This is a genomic window from Bacillus sp. VT 712, from assembly GCF_001614195.1.
Lineage (GTDB): Bacteria > Bacillota > Bacilli > Bacillales > Bacillaceae_H > Priestia > Priestia flexa.
Genome location: NZ_LWBK01000035.1, coordinates 124,127 through 139,438, shown reverse-complemented (window position 1 = coordinate 139,438; position 15,312 = coordinate 124,127). Strand labels below are relative to the sequence as shown.

13 protein-coding genes and 1 pseudogene are annotated in these 15,312 nt (G+C 39.6%); 1 reads left to right on the top strand and 13 read right to left on the bottom strand.

Annotated features, from left to right (window positions below):
- From A2U94_RS15840 to A2U94_RS15830, 3 genes are all read right to left on the bottom strand, one after another.
- The coding region (locus A2U94_RS15840) for a glycoside hydrolase family 16 protein (protein WP_231882771.1) at nucleotides 1–441 on the bottom strand (441 nt) is incomplete at its 3' end.
- Between the two features lie 345 nt (nucleotides 442–786).
- A complete protein-coding gene (locus tag A2U94_RS15835) occupies nucleotides 787–1,989 on the bottom strand; it encodes a LytA/YqiH family protein (protein ID WP_025908682.1) in 1,203 nt (400 codons plus the stop codon).
- A gap of 268 nt (nucleotides 1,990–2,257) precedes the next feature.
- The gene (locus A2U94_RS15830; RefSeq protein ID WP_025908681.1) at nucleotides 2,258–3,172 is read right to left on the bottom strand and encodes a LysR family transcriptional regulator; all 915 of its coding nucleotides are present in this window, start codon (nucleotides 3,170–3,172) and stop codon (nucleotides 2,258–2,260) included.
- A 257-nt stretch (nucleotides 3,173–3,429) separates the two neighbouring features.
- Between A2U94_RS15830 and A2U94_RS15825 the strand changes: the two genes are divergently transcribed.
- On the top strand, nucleotides 3,430–4,791 hold the full coding sequence (locus tag A2U94_RS15825) for an MFS transporter (RefSeq protein ID WP_025908680.1): 1,362 nt from the start codon (nucleotides 3,430–3,432) through the stop codon (nucleotides 4,789–4,791).
- 166 nt (nucleotides 4,792–4,957) lie between these two features.
- Here the strand turns inward: A2U94_RS15825 and A2U94_RS15820 are convergent, their stop codons facing one another.
- The 10 genes and pseudogenes from A2U94_RS15820 to A2U94_RS20795 all read right to left on the bottom strand — a co-directional run bounded on the left by A2U94_RS15820 (nucleotide 4,958) and on the right by A2U94_RS20795 (nucleotide 15,295).
- Nucleotides 4,958–6,199 (bottom strand): MFS transporter, encoded by a 1,242-nt coding sequence (locus A2U94_RS15820; RefSeq protein ID WP_025908679.1) that lies wholly within the window; start codon nucleotides 6,197–6,199, stop codon nucleotides 4,958–4,960.
- Between the two features lie 752 nt (nucleotides 6,200–6,951).
- Complete coding sequence (locus A2U94_RS15815; protein WP_025908678.1) at nucleotides 6,952–8,271, bottom strand: hemolysin family protein; 1,320 nt, start codon at nucleotides 8,269–8,271, stop codon at nucleotides 6,952–6,954.
- A 171-nt stretch (nucleotides 8,272–8,442) separates the two neighbouring features.
- Nucleotides 8,443–8,979: a WGR domain-containing protein gene (locus A2U94_RS15810; protein WP_327078495.1), complete on the bottom strand. Its 537-nt coding sequence runs from the start codon at nucleotides 8,977–8,979 to the stop codon at nucleotides 8,443–8,445.
- Between the two features lie 129 nt (nucleotides 8,980–9,108).
- Nucleotides 9,109–9,426: a YolD-like family protein gene (locus A2U94_RS15805; protein ID WP_025908676.1), complete on the bottom strand. Its 318-nt coding sequence runs from the start codon at nucleotides 9,424–9,426 to the stop codon at nucleotides 9,109–9,111.
- A gap of 179 nt (nucleotides 9,427–9,605) precedes the next feature.
- The gene (locus tag A2U94_RS15800) at nucleotides 9,606–10,172 is read right to left on the bottom strand and encodes a DUF4256 domain-containing protein (protein WP_025908675.1); all 567 of its coding nucleotides are present in this window, start codon (nucleotides 10,170–10,172) and stop codon (nucleotides 9,606–9,608) included.
- Between the two features lie 233 nt (nucleotides 10,173–10,405).
- Nucleotides 10,406–10,855: pseudogene (locus A2U94_RS15795) on the bottom strand (MFS transporter); the annotation flags it as partial.
- Between the two features lie 164 nt (nucleotides 10,856–11,019).
- Nucleotides 11,020–12,414, bottom strand: coding sequence for a 23S rRNA (uracil(1939)-C(5))-methyltransferase RlmD (gene rlmD / locus A2U94_RS15790; protein WP_025908673.1), 1,395 nt, complete (start codon nucleotides 12,412–12,414; stop codon nucleotides 11,020–11,022).
- 144 nt (nucleotides 12,415–12,558) lie between these two features.
- Entirely contained in the window at nucleotides 12,559–13,386 is an 828-nt protein-coding gene (pdaA, locus tag A2U94_RS15785) for a delta-lactam-biosynthetic de-N-acetylase (protein WP_025908672.1), read from the bottom strand.
- A gap of 78 nt (nucleotides 13,387–13,464) precedes the next feature.
- Nucleotides 13,465–15,006, bottom strand: coding sequence for a fumarate hydratase (locus A2U94_RS15780; protein WP_025908671.1), 1,542 nt, complete (start codon nucleotides 15,004–15,006; stop codon nucleotides 13,465–13,467).
- 139 nt (nucleotides 15,007–15,145) lie between these two features.
- A complete protein-coding gene (locus A2U94_RS20795) occupies nucleotides 15,146–15,295 on the bottom strand; it encodes a DinB family protein (protein ID WP_197473409.1) in 150 nt (49 codons plus the stop codon).
- Nucleotides 15,296–15,312: the final 17 nt, after the last annotated feature.

The following is a 15,312-nucleotide window of genomic DNA, read 5'->3' as shown; positions in this document are numbered from 1 at the left end:
CCAATAGCCTTTACCTGTTGGGGCGCTAGCACGGATTTCAAACTTCCCGTATTTCTTGCTGAACAACCCTTTCGTCTTTACACGAGCAGATGTGTAGTCAAAGCCTTGGTAGCTTTCTTTATGAGCTTGAATGACAAGATTACCACCTTCTTCTCGAACATTTTTTGAACGATTGGTGTAATACTGGAGCTCATTGTTCCCCCACCCAGGTATGCCCACAGAAGCACCGTTTGTTAAATCAAACGTCCATTTCGTAGGATCAATCTTTCCATCGTCAAACTCGTCTCCCCACACTTGAGTCCACATTGGCTTATTTTTTTCTTTTTGCCCTTTAGCTTGTTCTTCCTCTTCGGCATGACCAACCGGGGTAAACAAATAACTAATTAACGCTGCTGATAATATGGAGCCGAAAACCTTTCGTTTTAAAGAAGGACTTTCCATTTATGATTTCCTCTCTTCTATTAAAATATAGTAATCGCTTACATTTTAATTAACATTTCTATTACCTATAAAGTTCTACGTATGTGGTCCCTACTCTCTGGTTAATCTTAGTGATTGAGATAAAATAAGCTTTATATTTTTCTAAAAATTCAAATAAAAAATGGGAATTTAATATAAGTAGTTTGAGAGGATAAAAATGTGGTTCATTTAGATAGATGTAATCTTGCCTTCTATTTTCGTGTGATAGTTAGCTACCACACGAAAATAGAATTAACCGTAAAGAATATATGATCTATTACTATAGGCAAATGCTAACGCATTCTTCTAGTTATACAAATAGACATTTTACAATGGACTGATGCTTTCAATCATTGTTCCTTGCGAGGTTTTTACTCCTGTCAGTAACACTTTTGTACCAGGAGCAAATTTCTCTTTATGATGTGCCAAATAGTCTGATAGCTTGAACGTTGTTGGCTGATTGTTTACGTAAACTTGAACCGTATTCCAATTCACCATTTCAAAATAATCAGCTTCAATAGATACTGTTTGATCGCCCGTATCAGGACTTACAACTTCTACAATATCACGAATTTGATTTTGTCCATTTGGACTTGCTACATAACGAACAACCAGTGCTGTTCCTGCTTCATACTGGCGAATCTCGTTTTGTAAATCGATGTCGCTTTTAACATGAAACGCTTTTATCTGTCCTTGAACGTCAAGTTCAATACAATGAGCATCGACTAAACCAGTTACAACTCCAAGAACTTCTAAAATTTGCTCCTGCCTTACGTTATTTTCAACAGGTATTGACGAATTACTTTGTTCTTGCTGCACAGGCGCCACTTTTTCTTCTTGTAAGGATTCTTGCTCTTCCTGAATTGGAGCACTTTGATCCTCTTCTAAAGCTTCTTCTTCTTTAGACTCCACTTTTTGAACAGGTGCTGGCTCTTTCTCTACTTGTAAAGCGGCTTCCTCTTGAATTGGTGGCTCTTCAACTGGCACTATACTCTCTTCAAATTCTGTTTGTAGCTCTTCTGTTGGTAACTCTTGTATGGGTGTTTGTACGTTCATTTCTTCTTCTACGGGCGAAGGTACAGGCTCTTGTTCCTGATAGCTTAACGGTACTGGTACTACTTTTACTGCAGGCTCCACTGGATCTTGCTTAATTGTGACTTCTTTCACTGTATCTTGTTCTTTTGCACTAGACGCGGCAGTGATTTCTTGTGCTAGCACCTGCTCGTCCGGCTTAGGAGAATGGACTACCCTTTGCTCTAGTGGTTGGTTTGCTTGATTATAAGAAAATGGTATCTCCTTTTCTGGCAGGTTTACTACCTTTTTAGGGTTCATGCTAGGCTTCTGATCTTGAGCACTTTTTTGTACTTGTGCGACTGTTGCCTCTGTCTGTTCGCTGTTTAACGCGTTTGAGACGCTGCATCCAGTAATTGTTGTTACAATGGCTAACCCTGTTCCACCAATTTTGATAAGCTTCTTTCTCTCTTTTGCTTTTTCCTTAGAAAATTTTTCAACTCTTGTAATTCTATCCATTTAATTACAACCTTTCATTAATTTTCTGCTTTTTTAATTTATATTAGATTGAGAATTATGAATAGAGCGAAAGAGAAATACAGTTCTAAGGATTTAATGTTTTTCTAAAGATTAGTTATTAATCCCCAAAAACCGACAAAGTTCTACAAGTATCATTGAACTATAAAAAGGGAATTTATGAGAAACTAAGAACAAACGCGGTTACCCTAGCTGAACTTTCCTCTTACAAGAAAACAAACAAAAAAACTAGAAGCCAATCGCTTCTAGTTCATTTTTGATGATACTTTTCAATTACTTTATGAAGCTCTTCTAAATAAATTCGAGCCATGCGACTAAGCTGAGTTTTATTGTGAACGACCCATCCCACTCTAATAAACTCACCTTCATCAAGCGGCACCGATACAATATTTGAGCCGTTTAAGTCTTCACTTAAAATACCCGTTGAAATGGTGTAGCCGTTTAAGCCAATAAGCAAATTAAATAACGTTGCTCGATCACTGACTTGAATGCTTTGTTTACTTGGAATCGTGCTGAAAATTTCTTCAGCATAATAAAACGAGTTAAATTCTCCTTGTTCAAAGCTCAACCGTGGGTATTTTTCTAAATCTTTAAGCGTAACGGATTTCTTTTTAGCAAGCTGATTTTGGGCACTCACAAAGATATGAGGGGTAGCTTGAAACAGTTCATGAAACTCCAATCCTTGTTCTTTCAAAAGCTGCAGCATCACTTTTTCATTAAACGAGCTAACGTATAAAATACCGATTTCGCTTTTTAAACTCTTTACATCTTCAATAATTTCATAGGTTCTCGTTTCTCTCATCGTAAACTGGTATTTTTCTTGCCCGTACTTTTTAATCATATCCACAAACGCATTGACGGCGAACGCATAGTGCTGAGTAGAAATTGAAAGTAGCTGTGGAGAAGGCGCTGCATTTAAATACCGGTGTTCTAACAGCTCTGCTTGTTCAACAACCTGCCTTGCATACCCGAGAAACTCGGCTCCGTCTGAGGAAAGCGCAATACCTGTTGAAGTACGGGTGAAAATCGTAATTCCAATTTCTTTCTCTAACTCTTTCACTGCTTTTGACAAGCTTGGCTGTGAGATGTAAAGCCTGCGCGCTGCTTCATTAATTGATCCACATCTCACAACCTCAATCACGTATTTTAGCTGCTGTAATTTCATAATTAAATAAATGGGACCCCTTTTGATTCGAAATTTTCTGTACAATATTCGTTTGTATTTTAACTTCAAATGGTTAAAAGTTCAAATCATTGTTCGTTTTTTATTTGTTATATCTTTTAGCTATACCAATTAATGCATTTTATCAGTTACACTATACCTCTTTAGTCATGGTAGGATACATACAATAAAACAAATTGTTGGGCTTTCTAAGGATGTTTAGAAGTAACTTAAAATACAAGAATTTCAGGAGGAATCTCATGCGCGTTGTTCAAACTTCTCAGGTCATTGCTGAAAGTACGTTTAATAAGTTTCATTTGCTCGTGTTTCTATGGTGTTTTTATGCCATTGCGTTTGACGGTTTTGATATTGCACTTTATGGAATAGGTTTACCGCTTATGATGGAGGATTACGGACTAAGCGTCGTGGAAGCAGGAGCAATCGGCAGCTATACGCTTGTTGGTATGATGCTCGGCTCTTTCTTACTCGGTTCTCTTGCAGACGTAATTGGTCGAAAAAAAATTCTAGCGATTTGCATGGCTATATTCAGCATTTTTTCTCTTTTAGCAGGTCTTGCACCAAACCCGCTTACCTTTACCATTATGAGGTTTATCGCAGCGCTAGGAATGGGCGGACTAATGCCCGCTGTCATTGCAGTGATGACCGAATACTCTCCTAAGAAAAATCGCGCTCTCACCGTTGCTACGATGTACTGCGGCTACTCAATTGGAGCAATACTAGCTTCTCTTATAGGGATGTATTTAATGGAAAACTTAGGTTGGCGTTTTTTATATTGGCTAGGAGTTATTCCACTGCTCACCTTGCCTTTATTTTTAAAACAGTTTCCAGAGTCGCTATCGTTTCACATTCTGCGAAACCAAGGTGACAAGATTGCGGATATTCTTAATAAAGTTAATCCGAAAGGAAATTACCAAGCAACCGATGATTTTGAATACGAGATCGTGAAGGAGAAAGCAAAAGGGGTTCCTGTTAAAAAGTTGTTTTCTGACAAGCGAGGTATTAGCACAGTATCCTTTTGGCTTATTGTCTCTAGCTGCCTCCTTATGATTTACGGTTTAAACACATGGCTACCTAAAATTATGCAAGGTGCCGGTTATGGTATTACGTCAAGCCTGTCCTTTAGTCTTGTTTTAGGAGTAGGCCAAATCGGAGGCTCTTTATTAGGCGGATATTTCGTTGATCGCATCGGTCATCGAAAAGTTCTTTTATACATGTTTTTACTAGGTTCACTTTGTTTTATCTCGCTAAGCGTCACAACTCATCAGCTTTTATTATACGTTTTAATTGCGATTAGCGGTGCGTGCACAGCTGGAACTCAAAACTTAGTAAACCCTTATGTTTCAGGGTTCTACCCACCAGAAATTCGCACCACTGGATTAAGTGTAACAGTAGGGATCGGTCGAGTAGGTTCTATTTTGGCTCCTGTGATTATTGGTTTCTTATTAACAACCAACTTAGCTCCTCAGCAAGCATTCATGGCTTTTGCTGTTCCTAGTATCATCGGTTGTATCGCTCTTTTATTTGTTCAAGAGCGCCATGGACATACAGAAGAAAGAACAACAGCACCCGTGCATTTTAAAGCATCAAAGATTTCAAGCTAAATAGCGTATAGTAAGAAGCGAAGGAAAAGCGCGAAGGTTAAGGCTAACGGTACGTCTATTGGAGTGACAGTAGAGATGGTTCCTTATCTTAAACCGATAAAATAAGAAAAAACGAGATCACGTAAAATGATCTCGTTTTTTCTATTTATCTTGTACCTTATCATTATTAAACATTCAGCGTATTTTTTTCAGATTCAATTAATACTTTATTTTGCCCTAAGAAAATTGCGAGAATGACAATAAAAATCCCTGTGCCAATCAAGAGCCATTCCACACTAATCCAGTCTGCGAGAGGTCCAAAAACCAACATTCCCAGCGGCATCATAGACGTAGAAATCATGCCCATCACCCCGAATACGCGTCCTAAATACTCTTCTTCTACCTTTTCCTGCAATAATACGGTAGCTGGCGTATTAAAGATAGGCATAGCCACCCCGAATAGCCCCATAAACCCTAAATACAGCCAAAAAATAGGAACCAAACCAAGAGCTAACGTACAAACACCCATAATTACGCTAGCTAATCCTAACGTTTTAATCCGGTTTTGAAAGCCTCCCCAAGCTGCAATGACTCCTCCACCTATCATCATTCCAACTGAAAATGCAATTTCAATTGCCGTCAATCGCCACACGTCATCGCCAAAGCTTCGCGTCACTTGAAGCGGGGTTAAAAATGCAGCTGGCGCCATTAGTACAAAGAAAACGGCAAAGAATAAGAAAAATTGCTTTAAGAAAGCATGATTATTCACGTAGCGAATTCCTTGTTTAAAATCACTGAAATAGCTTACTTCCTGTTTCCCCATAGCTTTTTTATGCACAGAAACTTTCACGAAGGTAAGCAGTGTCACAATGGCAAGTGCTGCTGTAACGACGTCAATGAAAAAAATAATCTCAAGCGACACTGTAGCAAGTAAAGCAGCGCTAACCATCGGCGATATAAACATAATGATTGCCTGGATACTTCCGTTTGCTCCGTTTACTTTTGTCAGCTTATCTTTTGGCACAATTTGTGGCAAGATGGCCCCAACAGCAGGTGTTTGAATCCCTGCTCCAAACGCACGGACTGCTGCCATCACAAAAAGAAGCCAAATGCTATCAAATCCCATTAAAAAGAGAATTGCTAGAACAAGCGTTGCAGTGGCAATTAATCCATCCGCGAGCATAATAAGGACTTTTCGATTGTAGCGATCCGCCCAAACTCCAGCAACGGGCGATAAAATAAAGGTCGGAATAAATCCACAGATAATGTACAACGTCATCATGAAGCCCGATTGCGTGGTTAACGTAATGTGCCACATGATAGCGTATTGCACGAGGGACGATCCAAACAATGAAATCGTTTGGCTACTGAGAAAAAGAATAATATTCTTTAACCAGTTCTCTTGTAAATGACTTTCTGCACTATTCATATTTAACAGCTCATTTCTATTCAATTTTTATCTCATTTACCTACTAATTCCGTCCATGCACTCCTATTTTGAGACAACAAAAAAGAGAGGAATATTCTCCTCTCTTCTTAAAATAACCGTAAAATATAGGGTTTTCTTAAAAATAGACAGACCAATTCCGTTGCTCTGAGCGCAGGCAGAGCTTCCAAGTATTCAATTAGCGAATGAACATTGGTAAACGTAATCTCATTGATGCTGTCAACAGAAAAACCCCCATTTCTTATTAGATACTATTATCATAGCAAAAAGGCCCTTTTGATACAATTATCTTTTTGCTTGGAATTAACAACTCTCTTCTCCCGCCATTAAAAATTAGTATGCACTAAGTGAGCATTTCATTCATTAAAAAGAGCAAACGATTACAGTTTAAACTTCTACCGACTAAACAAGAAGGATTGCTTCTAAAAGACGAACACTAGCTGTTCCCATCTCTTTGATTTGTCTCAACAAGTTCGTTCCATTGCGCTACGGTCACTCGCTTTCCGCGGGGAGGAACCTGAGCTTCCTCGCTGCGCTGCGGGATCTCCGTTTTCCCTCTTTTTCCCGCAGGAGTCGAGTGTCCTACGCTCCATTCCACCCTGTTTCCAACATTGTTTTCACAATCAACAAAAAACCTGAACGATTAAAAGTTATGAACTCTCAATCATTCAGGTATAGTAAGGACTGAACTACTTATGTCTCAGTCTCTTTTCATACTATTTTATATACCATTGCTACATTTCGCCTAATGAACTTTCTTCAACTCTTGAAACCATCACCTTGTCTACACGAAACTGATCCATATCAACCACTTCCAATAACAAATCCCCTACGCGAACTTCATCTTTTACTTTAGGAATTTCTCCCTTTTGGCTGGTGATAAAACCACCAAGGGTATGAAAATTTTTATTGCTCGTTAGGTTTTCGACGCCTTCAAGGTCGAAATACCTCACAAATGTGTCGATTGGAATCAGCCCGTCTGCAAGCCAAGAATTTTCGTTACGCTGGACAATTTGAAGCTCTGTTTCGTGCTCTTCTGGCATCTCACCAATAATATGTTCAAATACATCGTGAAGAGTAACTAATCCTTCCACCCCTCCATATTCATCGATTACAATCGCTTCGTGGTGTGCAGATTTCTTCAACATCTCCATCGCTTGAAAAGCTTTCATTGATTCAGGAAGAATGATTGTTTGACGTATACATTCTGTCAAGTCAAAATGTTCATCAGATACTAGCTTTGCAAACATGTCTTTCGCATGAACAATTCCTTTAAAATTATCAAGCGTTCCCTCTCCTACAGGAAACCTAGAATATGAATTTTCTTTCATTATCTTGATGTTTTCCTCTAATGGATCTTCTAAATCAAGCCATACGAGCTGAGGGCGTGGTGTTAAAATATCGCCTAATCGCTTATCTCCTAAGTAAAAGATTTGTTCCACAAGATCTTGTTCAATGGATTCAACAACTCCGCTATATACGCCTTGTTCAATCAGCTGAGTAATCTCTTCTTCCGTTACATCTGGCTCATCATTTGGCTTTACTCTCAGCACTTTTAATACAAACTCTGTTGATTTACTTAAGATAAAGATAAGAGGTTTACCAATTTTTGAGAAGTAATACATTGGCTTTGCCACAATCGATGCCGTTTTTTCTGGATTGTTTAATCCAATTCGCTTTGGGACCAGTTCCCCAATAATTAACGACAAGTATGTAGATAGACCTACCACAATGATAAAGCTTAACTGATAGCTAAACGCAGACAAAGCATCAATTTGGTCTACATAGCCTGATAGTTGCCGGGCAATTGTGGCTCCTCCAAATGCCCCTGTTATTACACCAATTAACGTAATTCCAATTTGAATGGTTGATAACAGCTGGTTTGGATCCTCAGCAAGCTTTAATGCATATGCAGCTCTGCGGTCACCTTGTTCTTTTAATTTTTCAAGTCGATTCTTTTTAGACGTTACAATTGCAATTTCGGTCATCGCAAAGAGTCCGTTTGCAACAATAAGGATTAAAACAATAACGATTGAAACCCAAATACTATTCAAGAGTTTTTCACCGACCTTTAATGTAATAATATACAGTTAACTTACCCGCTTGAACAATAAGTAATACCATTACGTTTATTTGTTATGGTATAGTCAGAAGAGTAACCACTACTCTTCTTCTCACTTTATTTATGTAAAGAGTAACAAAATGCCTTTTTATCAATAACGGTGTTAAATTAATTCAAACTCTTCTCCTTCTGGATAAAGCGCCACGTATTCATCGCTGTCATCATCTAAATAGGCAATCTTTGCGCCTTCAAGTAAGTTGTTCTTTTCAAGATCTTCGATAATAGTTTGAGTGGCTTTCTCGGGGTCAATCACATAGTTTACAATATTCGCTGTGCCACTTCCAATGTCTCCACCATCGCAGAAGCCATTACCTGTCCACCCTAAGCATTCATTCATTAAATCCTCAACGTGATGTCTCTTATCAAGTACTTCTTCCATTTCCCCATCTTCATAGCTATACTGTACAACCAGCTCGATAAGCTCATCTTCATCTATGTAATCATAGCCTTCATCAACTTTTGCTTCTGCGAGAGCTTCCATTAACTTTTCTGCATTGTGAAGTCGCGATAGTTTCTTTTCTTGAGTCTCGCCTGCATCTCCAACTCGTCCATAGTGAATCAATAACGTTTTCTCATCTTCCCAGACTTCCCAATAAAGGAGCTCACCGTTTACTTCTTTCAGCATTTTGATCACACTCATTACCCCCTATGACTTTTGTTAAGTAAATTATACTATGTATTTCGAAAATTTTTTTACTATTTTTTCTGATTACAAACTAAAATAGTCACTGTTACTTTACAAAATATGAGGTTGTTAAGTGACCGTGCTTCACACAAACCGTACATCAATCAGCTCACTTAATTTCATTTTACGTTTGGCTCCTAATGCATCGTCAATAAAAACAAAAAGGGCCCTCAATGAATCGACAAACTGAATGAATCCTGTTTCCGTTATATAATGACCTTGCTTGTAGTATGTAAGATAAACTTTTCGATTTGCATGTAATGCTTCAATTAAAGTAAAGTTCATGTGCTCTATTTGATCTTCGGCTAAAACTGGCTGTGAAACTTCCAATTGTTTATTAATTATGTTTTGTATACCTATATATTGCTCTGGCATTGTTGCAAATGGTCGCCATTTTTTCATTTCCTTTTTGTGCTTTCTTGACTAAATTATTAATTCGAATTCACCCTTTCGTTTCTCTGTATACTTATTAGACAGAGAAACATCGATTTTGGCTTACTTTTTTAAAATAAAAGAAAAAACGATAAAAAACCCTACATTCTCTATGTGTTTCAAAGAATGTAGGGTTAAATAAATATTGTTTAAACCTTTAATAGACCTCGAAAGCCCCTGGCAGAATAGTAAGAATCCGCTCCGTTATGGTAGACAAAGACTGTGTCATAGCGACGATCACAAAAGATAGCTCCACCACGCTTTCTAATAGGGTCTGGTGTTTGTACCCAACTCGATGTTTTATTATCAAAGCTTCCAAACTCCTGTAGATATCGATATTGTTCTTCCGTTAAAAGGTCAATTCCCATATCCGTAGCCATATCAATAGCCGTATTTTCAGGCTTGTGCTTCTTTCTTGATTCCAGCGCTTCACGATCGTAACAAACGCTTCGACGTCCTTTTGGACTTTCTACTGCGCAATCATAGAACGTGTATACATCCGTTTCTGTATCATAATCAATCACATCTGGCTCGCCGCCAGTTCGCTCCATTTCATGAAGGGACCAGAGCTTTTCAGGATTTGTTTTGAGCTTTGCTTCTACTTTGCTCCATTCAAGCTCTGGATGACGATTTATATTTTTTTCAAAACGTTCTCTCAATACTGTAATAATTTCTTCACTCTGTTCAGGTGACAACTGCTTTTCGTTATTTGTCATATTAAAGCCTCCTTGGCAACTCTCGAAATAGCTTCATAAAAAAATAAAGGTAAAGACGAACATATTTATTATACTAGCTTATTTTTCTAACCAGTAAGAAGGTTTCCTTCCCAAATATTATTTTTTCACAAATGCATTTACTGTTTACTTCTTCTCTGCCACACTACAACTGGAATCAATAACAACGAAAGCATCCCCCCAACTAGTGATAACGTGGGAAAGCTTGAACCTGCTACAATCACTCCTGATAAAGCTCCACCTGCAGCTCCTAACATGAACGGACCTGTAAGAGATGGAAACCCGATTGACTGGGCAAATTCTCCCGTCACCCCTACTAAGTTAGGACCCGCTACGGCACCGAATGTCGTAAACACCATTGTCGTACTAATCGCTGTGGCTCGCTGCTTGCTGTTGGCTAAGTCTGTGCCCGCATAGCGAGCCTGCAGATTTGTAGCTGTGCCTGCTCCGTATATTAGCAACGAAGCAAATAACAGTACAATACTGTTTAGAATAGCTGCCAATATGACCCCAACTGCACCGATACCACCAAAGAGAAAGCCAGTTGATAGACCAATACGCCGTCCATATCGTTGTGAAAGTCTGCCCACTAGCAGCGCTGCTCCGGCTGATCCAAAAGTTAATAACGCAGAAGGAACTCCTGCATAAGCTTCTGTTCCCAGCAGATATAAATCTCAAATCACTTTAGCTAGGCGACGTATAGATGCATTTGAAATTTCTGTATTCCTTATTGCAAGAGAACTAATGGAACTTGATGAGGAAAGTTAAAGAGACAAAAAAACCCAAAAATCGCACATAACCACGCGAGGTTTGGGTCTTTAGTACATTCTTATTTATGCATACTTTTCAACTTCAATGTCGTCACAGACTCAACGTGAGCCGTATGAGGGAACATATCGACTGGCTGTACGTTTTTTACTTTGTAGTACTTTGAAAGAATTTGGACGTCTTTTGCAAGAGTCGATGGGTTACAAGATACGTACACAACTTTCTTCGGCTTCACTTGTAAAATTGCTTTTAAAAGCTTTTCGTCACAGCCCGTACGCGGTGGATCCACAACAATAACATCCGGCTTCCAGCCTTCACTTACCCATTTTGGTAACCATTGTTCAGCTGGCCCTGTTACATATGTTGCATTTTCAAAGCCGTGATCTTTCGCATTTTTACGCGCATCCACAATTGATTCTTCAATGGTATCCATTCCGCGGATTTCTTTGGCGTCATCCGCTAGCCATAAACCAATCGTTCCAACACCACAGTAAGCATCAACGATTTTTTCTTCTCCTGTTAGCGCCGCTGCTTTTTTCACTTCGTCATAAAGCTTAACGGTTTGCTGAGGATTTAATTGGAAGAAAGCGCGAGCTGATAGTTCAAATGAGATATCTCCTAGCGTTTCTTGAATGACTGGCTTGCCTGCTAGCGTAAACGTTTCATCACCAAAGATTAGCGATGTTTTTTGACCGTTTACGTTTTGAACAACAGATTTCACTTCCGGTAGACAACGTTTGATTTCCTCTAGTAGTAAGTCTTTACGCGGAATATCTTTTTGTGCCGTAATTAAAACAAGCTGCACTTCACCTGTTTCAAATCCAACGCGCGTCACAATTGTACGAACAACCCCACCACGCTTTTTCTCGTCGTACACAGGAATTTTTAAATCTTGTAAAATACGCTTCATTTCTTTTGTCACGTGATTTGTCGCGCGATGTTGAATCGGACAGTTTTCAATGTCAATTAAGCGGTGTGAATTGATTCCATATAGGCCGGCAATGACTTTTTGCTTGTCCATTCCAACCTGAAACTGTGACTTGTTTCGGTAACGCCACGGATCTTCCATACCAATTGTTGATTTGATTTTTGACTCAACGTTTTTCAATGAGCTATGACGTTCAAAGGCTTGTGAGACAATGTCACGCTTTGAATCAAGCTGGCCTTCATACGACAAGTGCTGAAGCTGGCAGCCTCCACACTGCTCATAGATGGGACAGGGCGGGTTAACGCGCTGTGGTGATTTTTTACGAATACGCTTAATACGACCTTCCGCAAAGTTACGCTGTACGTTCGTTGCTTCAACAACTACTTCTTCATCTGGCAACGCACCAGAAACAAAGACAACTTGGCGTTTGAAGTACCCTACTCCTTCACCGTTAATACCAAGACGCTTAATAGTAAGCGGAAAGGTTTGTCCTTTTTGAACCTTCATTTCTTGTTTAGGTTTATTCATTCTAACAACTCCGATTATAGTTTCTGTTTCTATTTATGCACGGTTTTACCTTTTCATAAAACCGATGATGTTTTTCTTAAAAAAGAACCAAGGCATATTATAACACTTTCACGACAAAAAAACCGACAAGGATTCTTGTCGATTTTAAGGAGTTCGTTGCTCTGTCATATCGGTAGGCTTTTTTTTCTCAATTGGGGCTACTTTTTCACGCTCAAATACGAGGTCATCAATGCTTTTGAACGTATATCCTTCTTTTTGAAGATCACGAATTGCTTTATCAAGCGCTTCGGCGTTATCTTTTGAAACAGTATGAAGAAGTAAAATCGCACCGGGGTGGATTTGAGCCATAATGTTGTCATAGGAATAACGCCAGCCTTTTTGTGCATCCGTCATCCAATCCACAAATGCCAGTGACCAAAAAACGTTAATATAGCCTTCCTCTTTTGATAAAGCCAGCGTTCGTTCACTAAAGACGCCGCGGGGTGAGCGAATGTATTGCATATCATCTCGTCCGGTAATATCTTTGTATTTATCTTCTACTTTTTGTAACTCTTCTTTAAAACGCTTATCGTTTACTTGAGTTAAGTCCGGGTGGTGCCAAGAGTGATTTCCAACAATATGACCTTCTCGTACCATTCGTTTAATCAGCTTTGGTTGGTCTTTTAGATAATGCCCTGTCACAAAGAACGTTGCCGGTACTTTACGCTTTTTCAACACGTCAAGAACGTCTGCCGTGTAGCCATTTTCATAGCCATTGTCAAACGTAAGATAAATTTCTTTTTTCTTCGTATCGCCAAGGTAAAAAGCTTCATATTTCTTTAAAAGCTTTTCATGGGAAGCTCCTGCATCAGCCGGCTTGTGGTTTTTACTTTTTTGAAATCCCCAGCTAATCGGTTTATTTGAATAGGTTTGTGCTGAGACTGGGATCGTTACGCCTACTAAAACAACGAGGAAAAGGATGAATCTACGCATAACGTGCTCCTTTCCAAAGGTCAGTTTATGCTTAGTATCCATCCTTTTCGTTTACGTATGCTCACTACTTTTTACCAGTTATTTAAAAACAGGCTCTTTAAATTGCTCAAGTTTTTCAAGCGATGATTTATCAACATCGGCATGTAAGCTATTGCCGTGAGAATCCATCGTTACAACTGCTGTGAATCCTTCAACTTTTAAATGCCACATTGCTTCTGGAATACCAAACTGCATTAAATCCACGCCTTCAACGCTCTTAATGCAATCTGCGTAGTACTGCGCTGCGCCGCCGATTGCGTTTAAATATACGCCTCCGTGCTCTTGTAGAGCCGCTAGGGTTTTTGGTCCCATTCCACCTTTACCGATGACAGCACGAATACCAAATTTCTTCATAATATCACCTTGGTAAGGCTCTTCACGAATACTTGTGGTTGGACCTGCCGCTGCTACCTTCCAGTTGCCCCCATCGTCTTTTAACATAACTGGACCACAGTGGTAAATGATTTGGCCGTCTAAGTCAACTGGCGCATCGTTCGTTGTTAAGTGTTTGTGGATTGCGTCACGGCCCGTATACATCATGCCGTTAATCGTTACCACATCACCTACTTTTAACTCACGAATTTGCTCTTCTGTAATTGGTGCTTGCAGAACAACTTCGCGCGTTTTATTCGCTACTTTATCTTCTGCTTGCTCCGCTTGTTCAGAGAAGTCAATTTCTTCACCTTCTTGGTATAGCCATTCTGTTACGTCACCTGTCGTTGCATTAATCTTAATGCCAAGACGACGGTATGCCCAACAGTTGTACGCAACCGATACGAAGAAGCTTGCTGGGATACGGTTAATAACGCCAACTTTACAGCCAAGAAGCGTTGTTTCACCGCCAAATCCCATTGTACCAATGCCAAGCTTATTGGCATTTTCCATCACATACTCCTCAAGCTCTTTTAGCTGCTCGTTTGAGTTTTCATCGTCTAAGCTTCTGAAAAGCTGCTCTTTTGCTAGCTCATAGCCTGTTGTACGGTCGCCACCGATTCCCACTCCGATGACGCCGGCGCTACAGCCTTGGCCTTGCGCCTGATACACAGAATGCATCACGCATTTACGAATGCCGTCTAAATCACGACCCGCACGGCCCAGTCCTTCAAGCTCACATGGTAAACTGTACTGAATGTTTTTGTTCTCACAGCCGCCGCCTTTTAAAATGAGACGCGCGTCAATATAATCATTTTCCCACTGTTCAAACTTAATAACCGGCGTTCCTGCACCTAGGTTATCACCGCTGTTCGCTCCTGTTAACGAGTCAACGGAGTTTGGACGAAGCTTTCCATCTTTTGTTGCTTCTTCAATTGCCCAATAAATCGCTTTTTTGATTTCAATTTGGTTCACACCAACTGGAGTTTTAATTTTAAATGTCGGCATCCCCGTATCCTGACAGATTGGTGAGATGTTTTCATCCGCCATTTTAATGTTGTTTGTGATTGTTGCAAGTGACATCGCTGCACGCGTGCCCGCATTTTCTTTTGCTTTTGCCGCTGCAATAGCACGTCGCACATCCTTCGGTAGTTTCGTGGATGTTTCAACAATTAGATCGTACATACTCTTTTTTAAAGCTTCAATCATTGTAGATCTCCTCCCGTGTCCCCTAAATAAATGTAAGCGTTTTTTATTTTCAGAAGAGCCGGCCGTTTCCGTTCTTCATTTCACTTTTATTATACTCTCTTGTCTTATAATCTGAAAGGTTTTCCTTGGGATTAGCTGGCTACCAGTTCTTCTGTTTTCTTAGCGTTGTAATGTGTGCAATATGATGATTTCCGTGCCATGCATAGGTTCTAATTACTTCTGCAATGGTCATTGTACCGTTATCAGGATGTTGAATCGTTAATACTCCAATTGGATATTGGTTAAACATACGTTTCTCCCCCCTGA

Bases quoted from the DNA above. Each gene is read 5' to 3' on its own strand.
- A2U94_RS15835 (WP_025908682.1), bottom strand. From the start codon at position 1,989: ATGGATAGAATTACAAGAGTTGAAAAATTTTCTAAGGAAAAAGCAAAA.
- A2U94_RS15820 (WP_025908679.1), bottom strand. From the start codon at position 6,199: ATGAATAGTGCAGAAAGTCATTTACAAGAGAACTGGTTAAAGAATATT.
- A2U94_RS15800 (WP_025908675.1), bottom strand. From the start codon at position 10,172: ATGACAAATAACGAAAAGCAGTTGTCACCTGAACAGAGTGAAGAAATT.
- A2U94_RS15805 (WP_025908676.1), bottom strand. From the start codon at position 9,426: ATGAAAAAATGGCGACCATTTGCAACAATGCCAGAGCAATATATAGGT.
- A2U94_RS20795 (WP_197473409.1), bottom strand. From the start codon at position 15,295: ATGTTTAACCAATATCCAATTGGAGTATTAACGATTCAACATCCTGAT.
- A2U94_RS15825 (WP_025908680.1), top strand. From the start codon at position 3,430: ATGCGCGTTGTTCAAACTTCTCAGGTCATTGCTGAAAGTACGTTTAAT.
- A2U94_RS15830 (WP_025908681.1), bottom strand. From the start codon at position 3,172: ATGAAATTACAGCAGCTAAAATACGTGATTGAGGTTGTGAGATGTGGA.
- A2U94_RS15810 (WP_327078495.1), bottom strand. From the start codon at position 8,979: ATGAGTGTGATCAAAATGCTGAAAGAAGTAAACGGTGAGCTCCTTTAT.
- rlmD (WP_025908673.1), bottom strand. From the start codon at position 12,414: ATGAATAAACCTAAACAAGAAATGAAGGTTCAAAAAGGACAAACCTTT.
- pdaA (WP_025908672.1), bottom strand. From the start codon at position 13,386: ATGCGTAGATTCATCCTTTTCCTCGTTGTTTTAGTAGGCGTAACGATC.
- A2U94_RS15780 (WP_025908671.1), bottom strand. From the start codon at position 15,006: ATGATTGAAGCTTTAAAAAAGAGTATGTACGATCTAATTGTTGAAACA.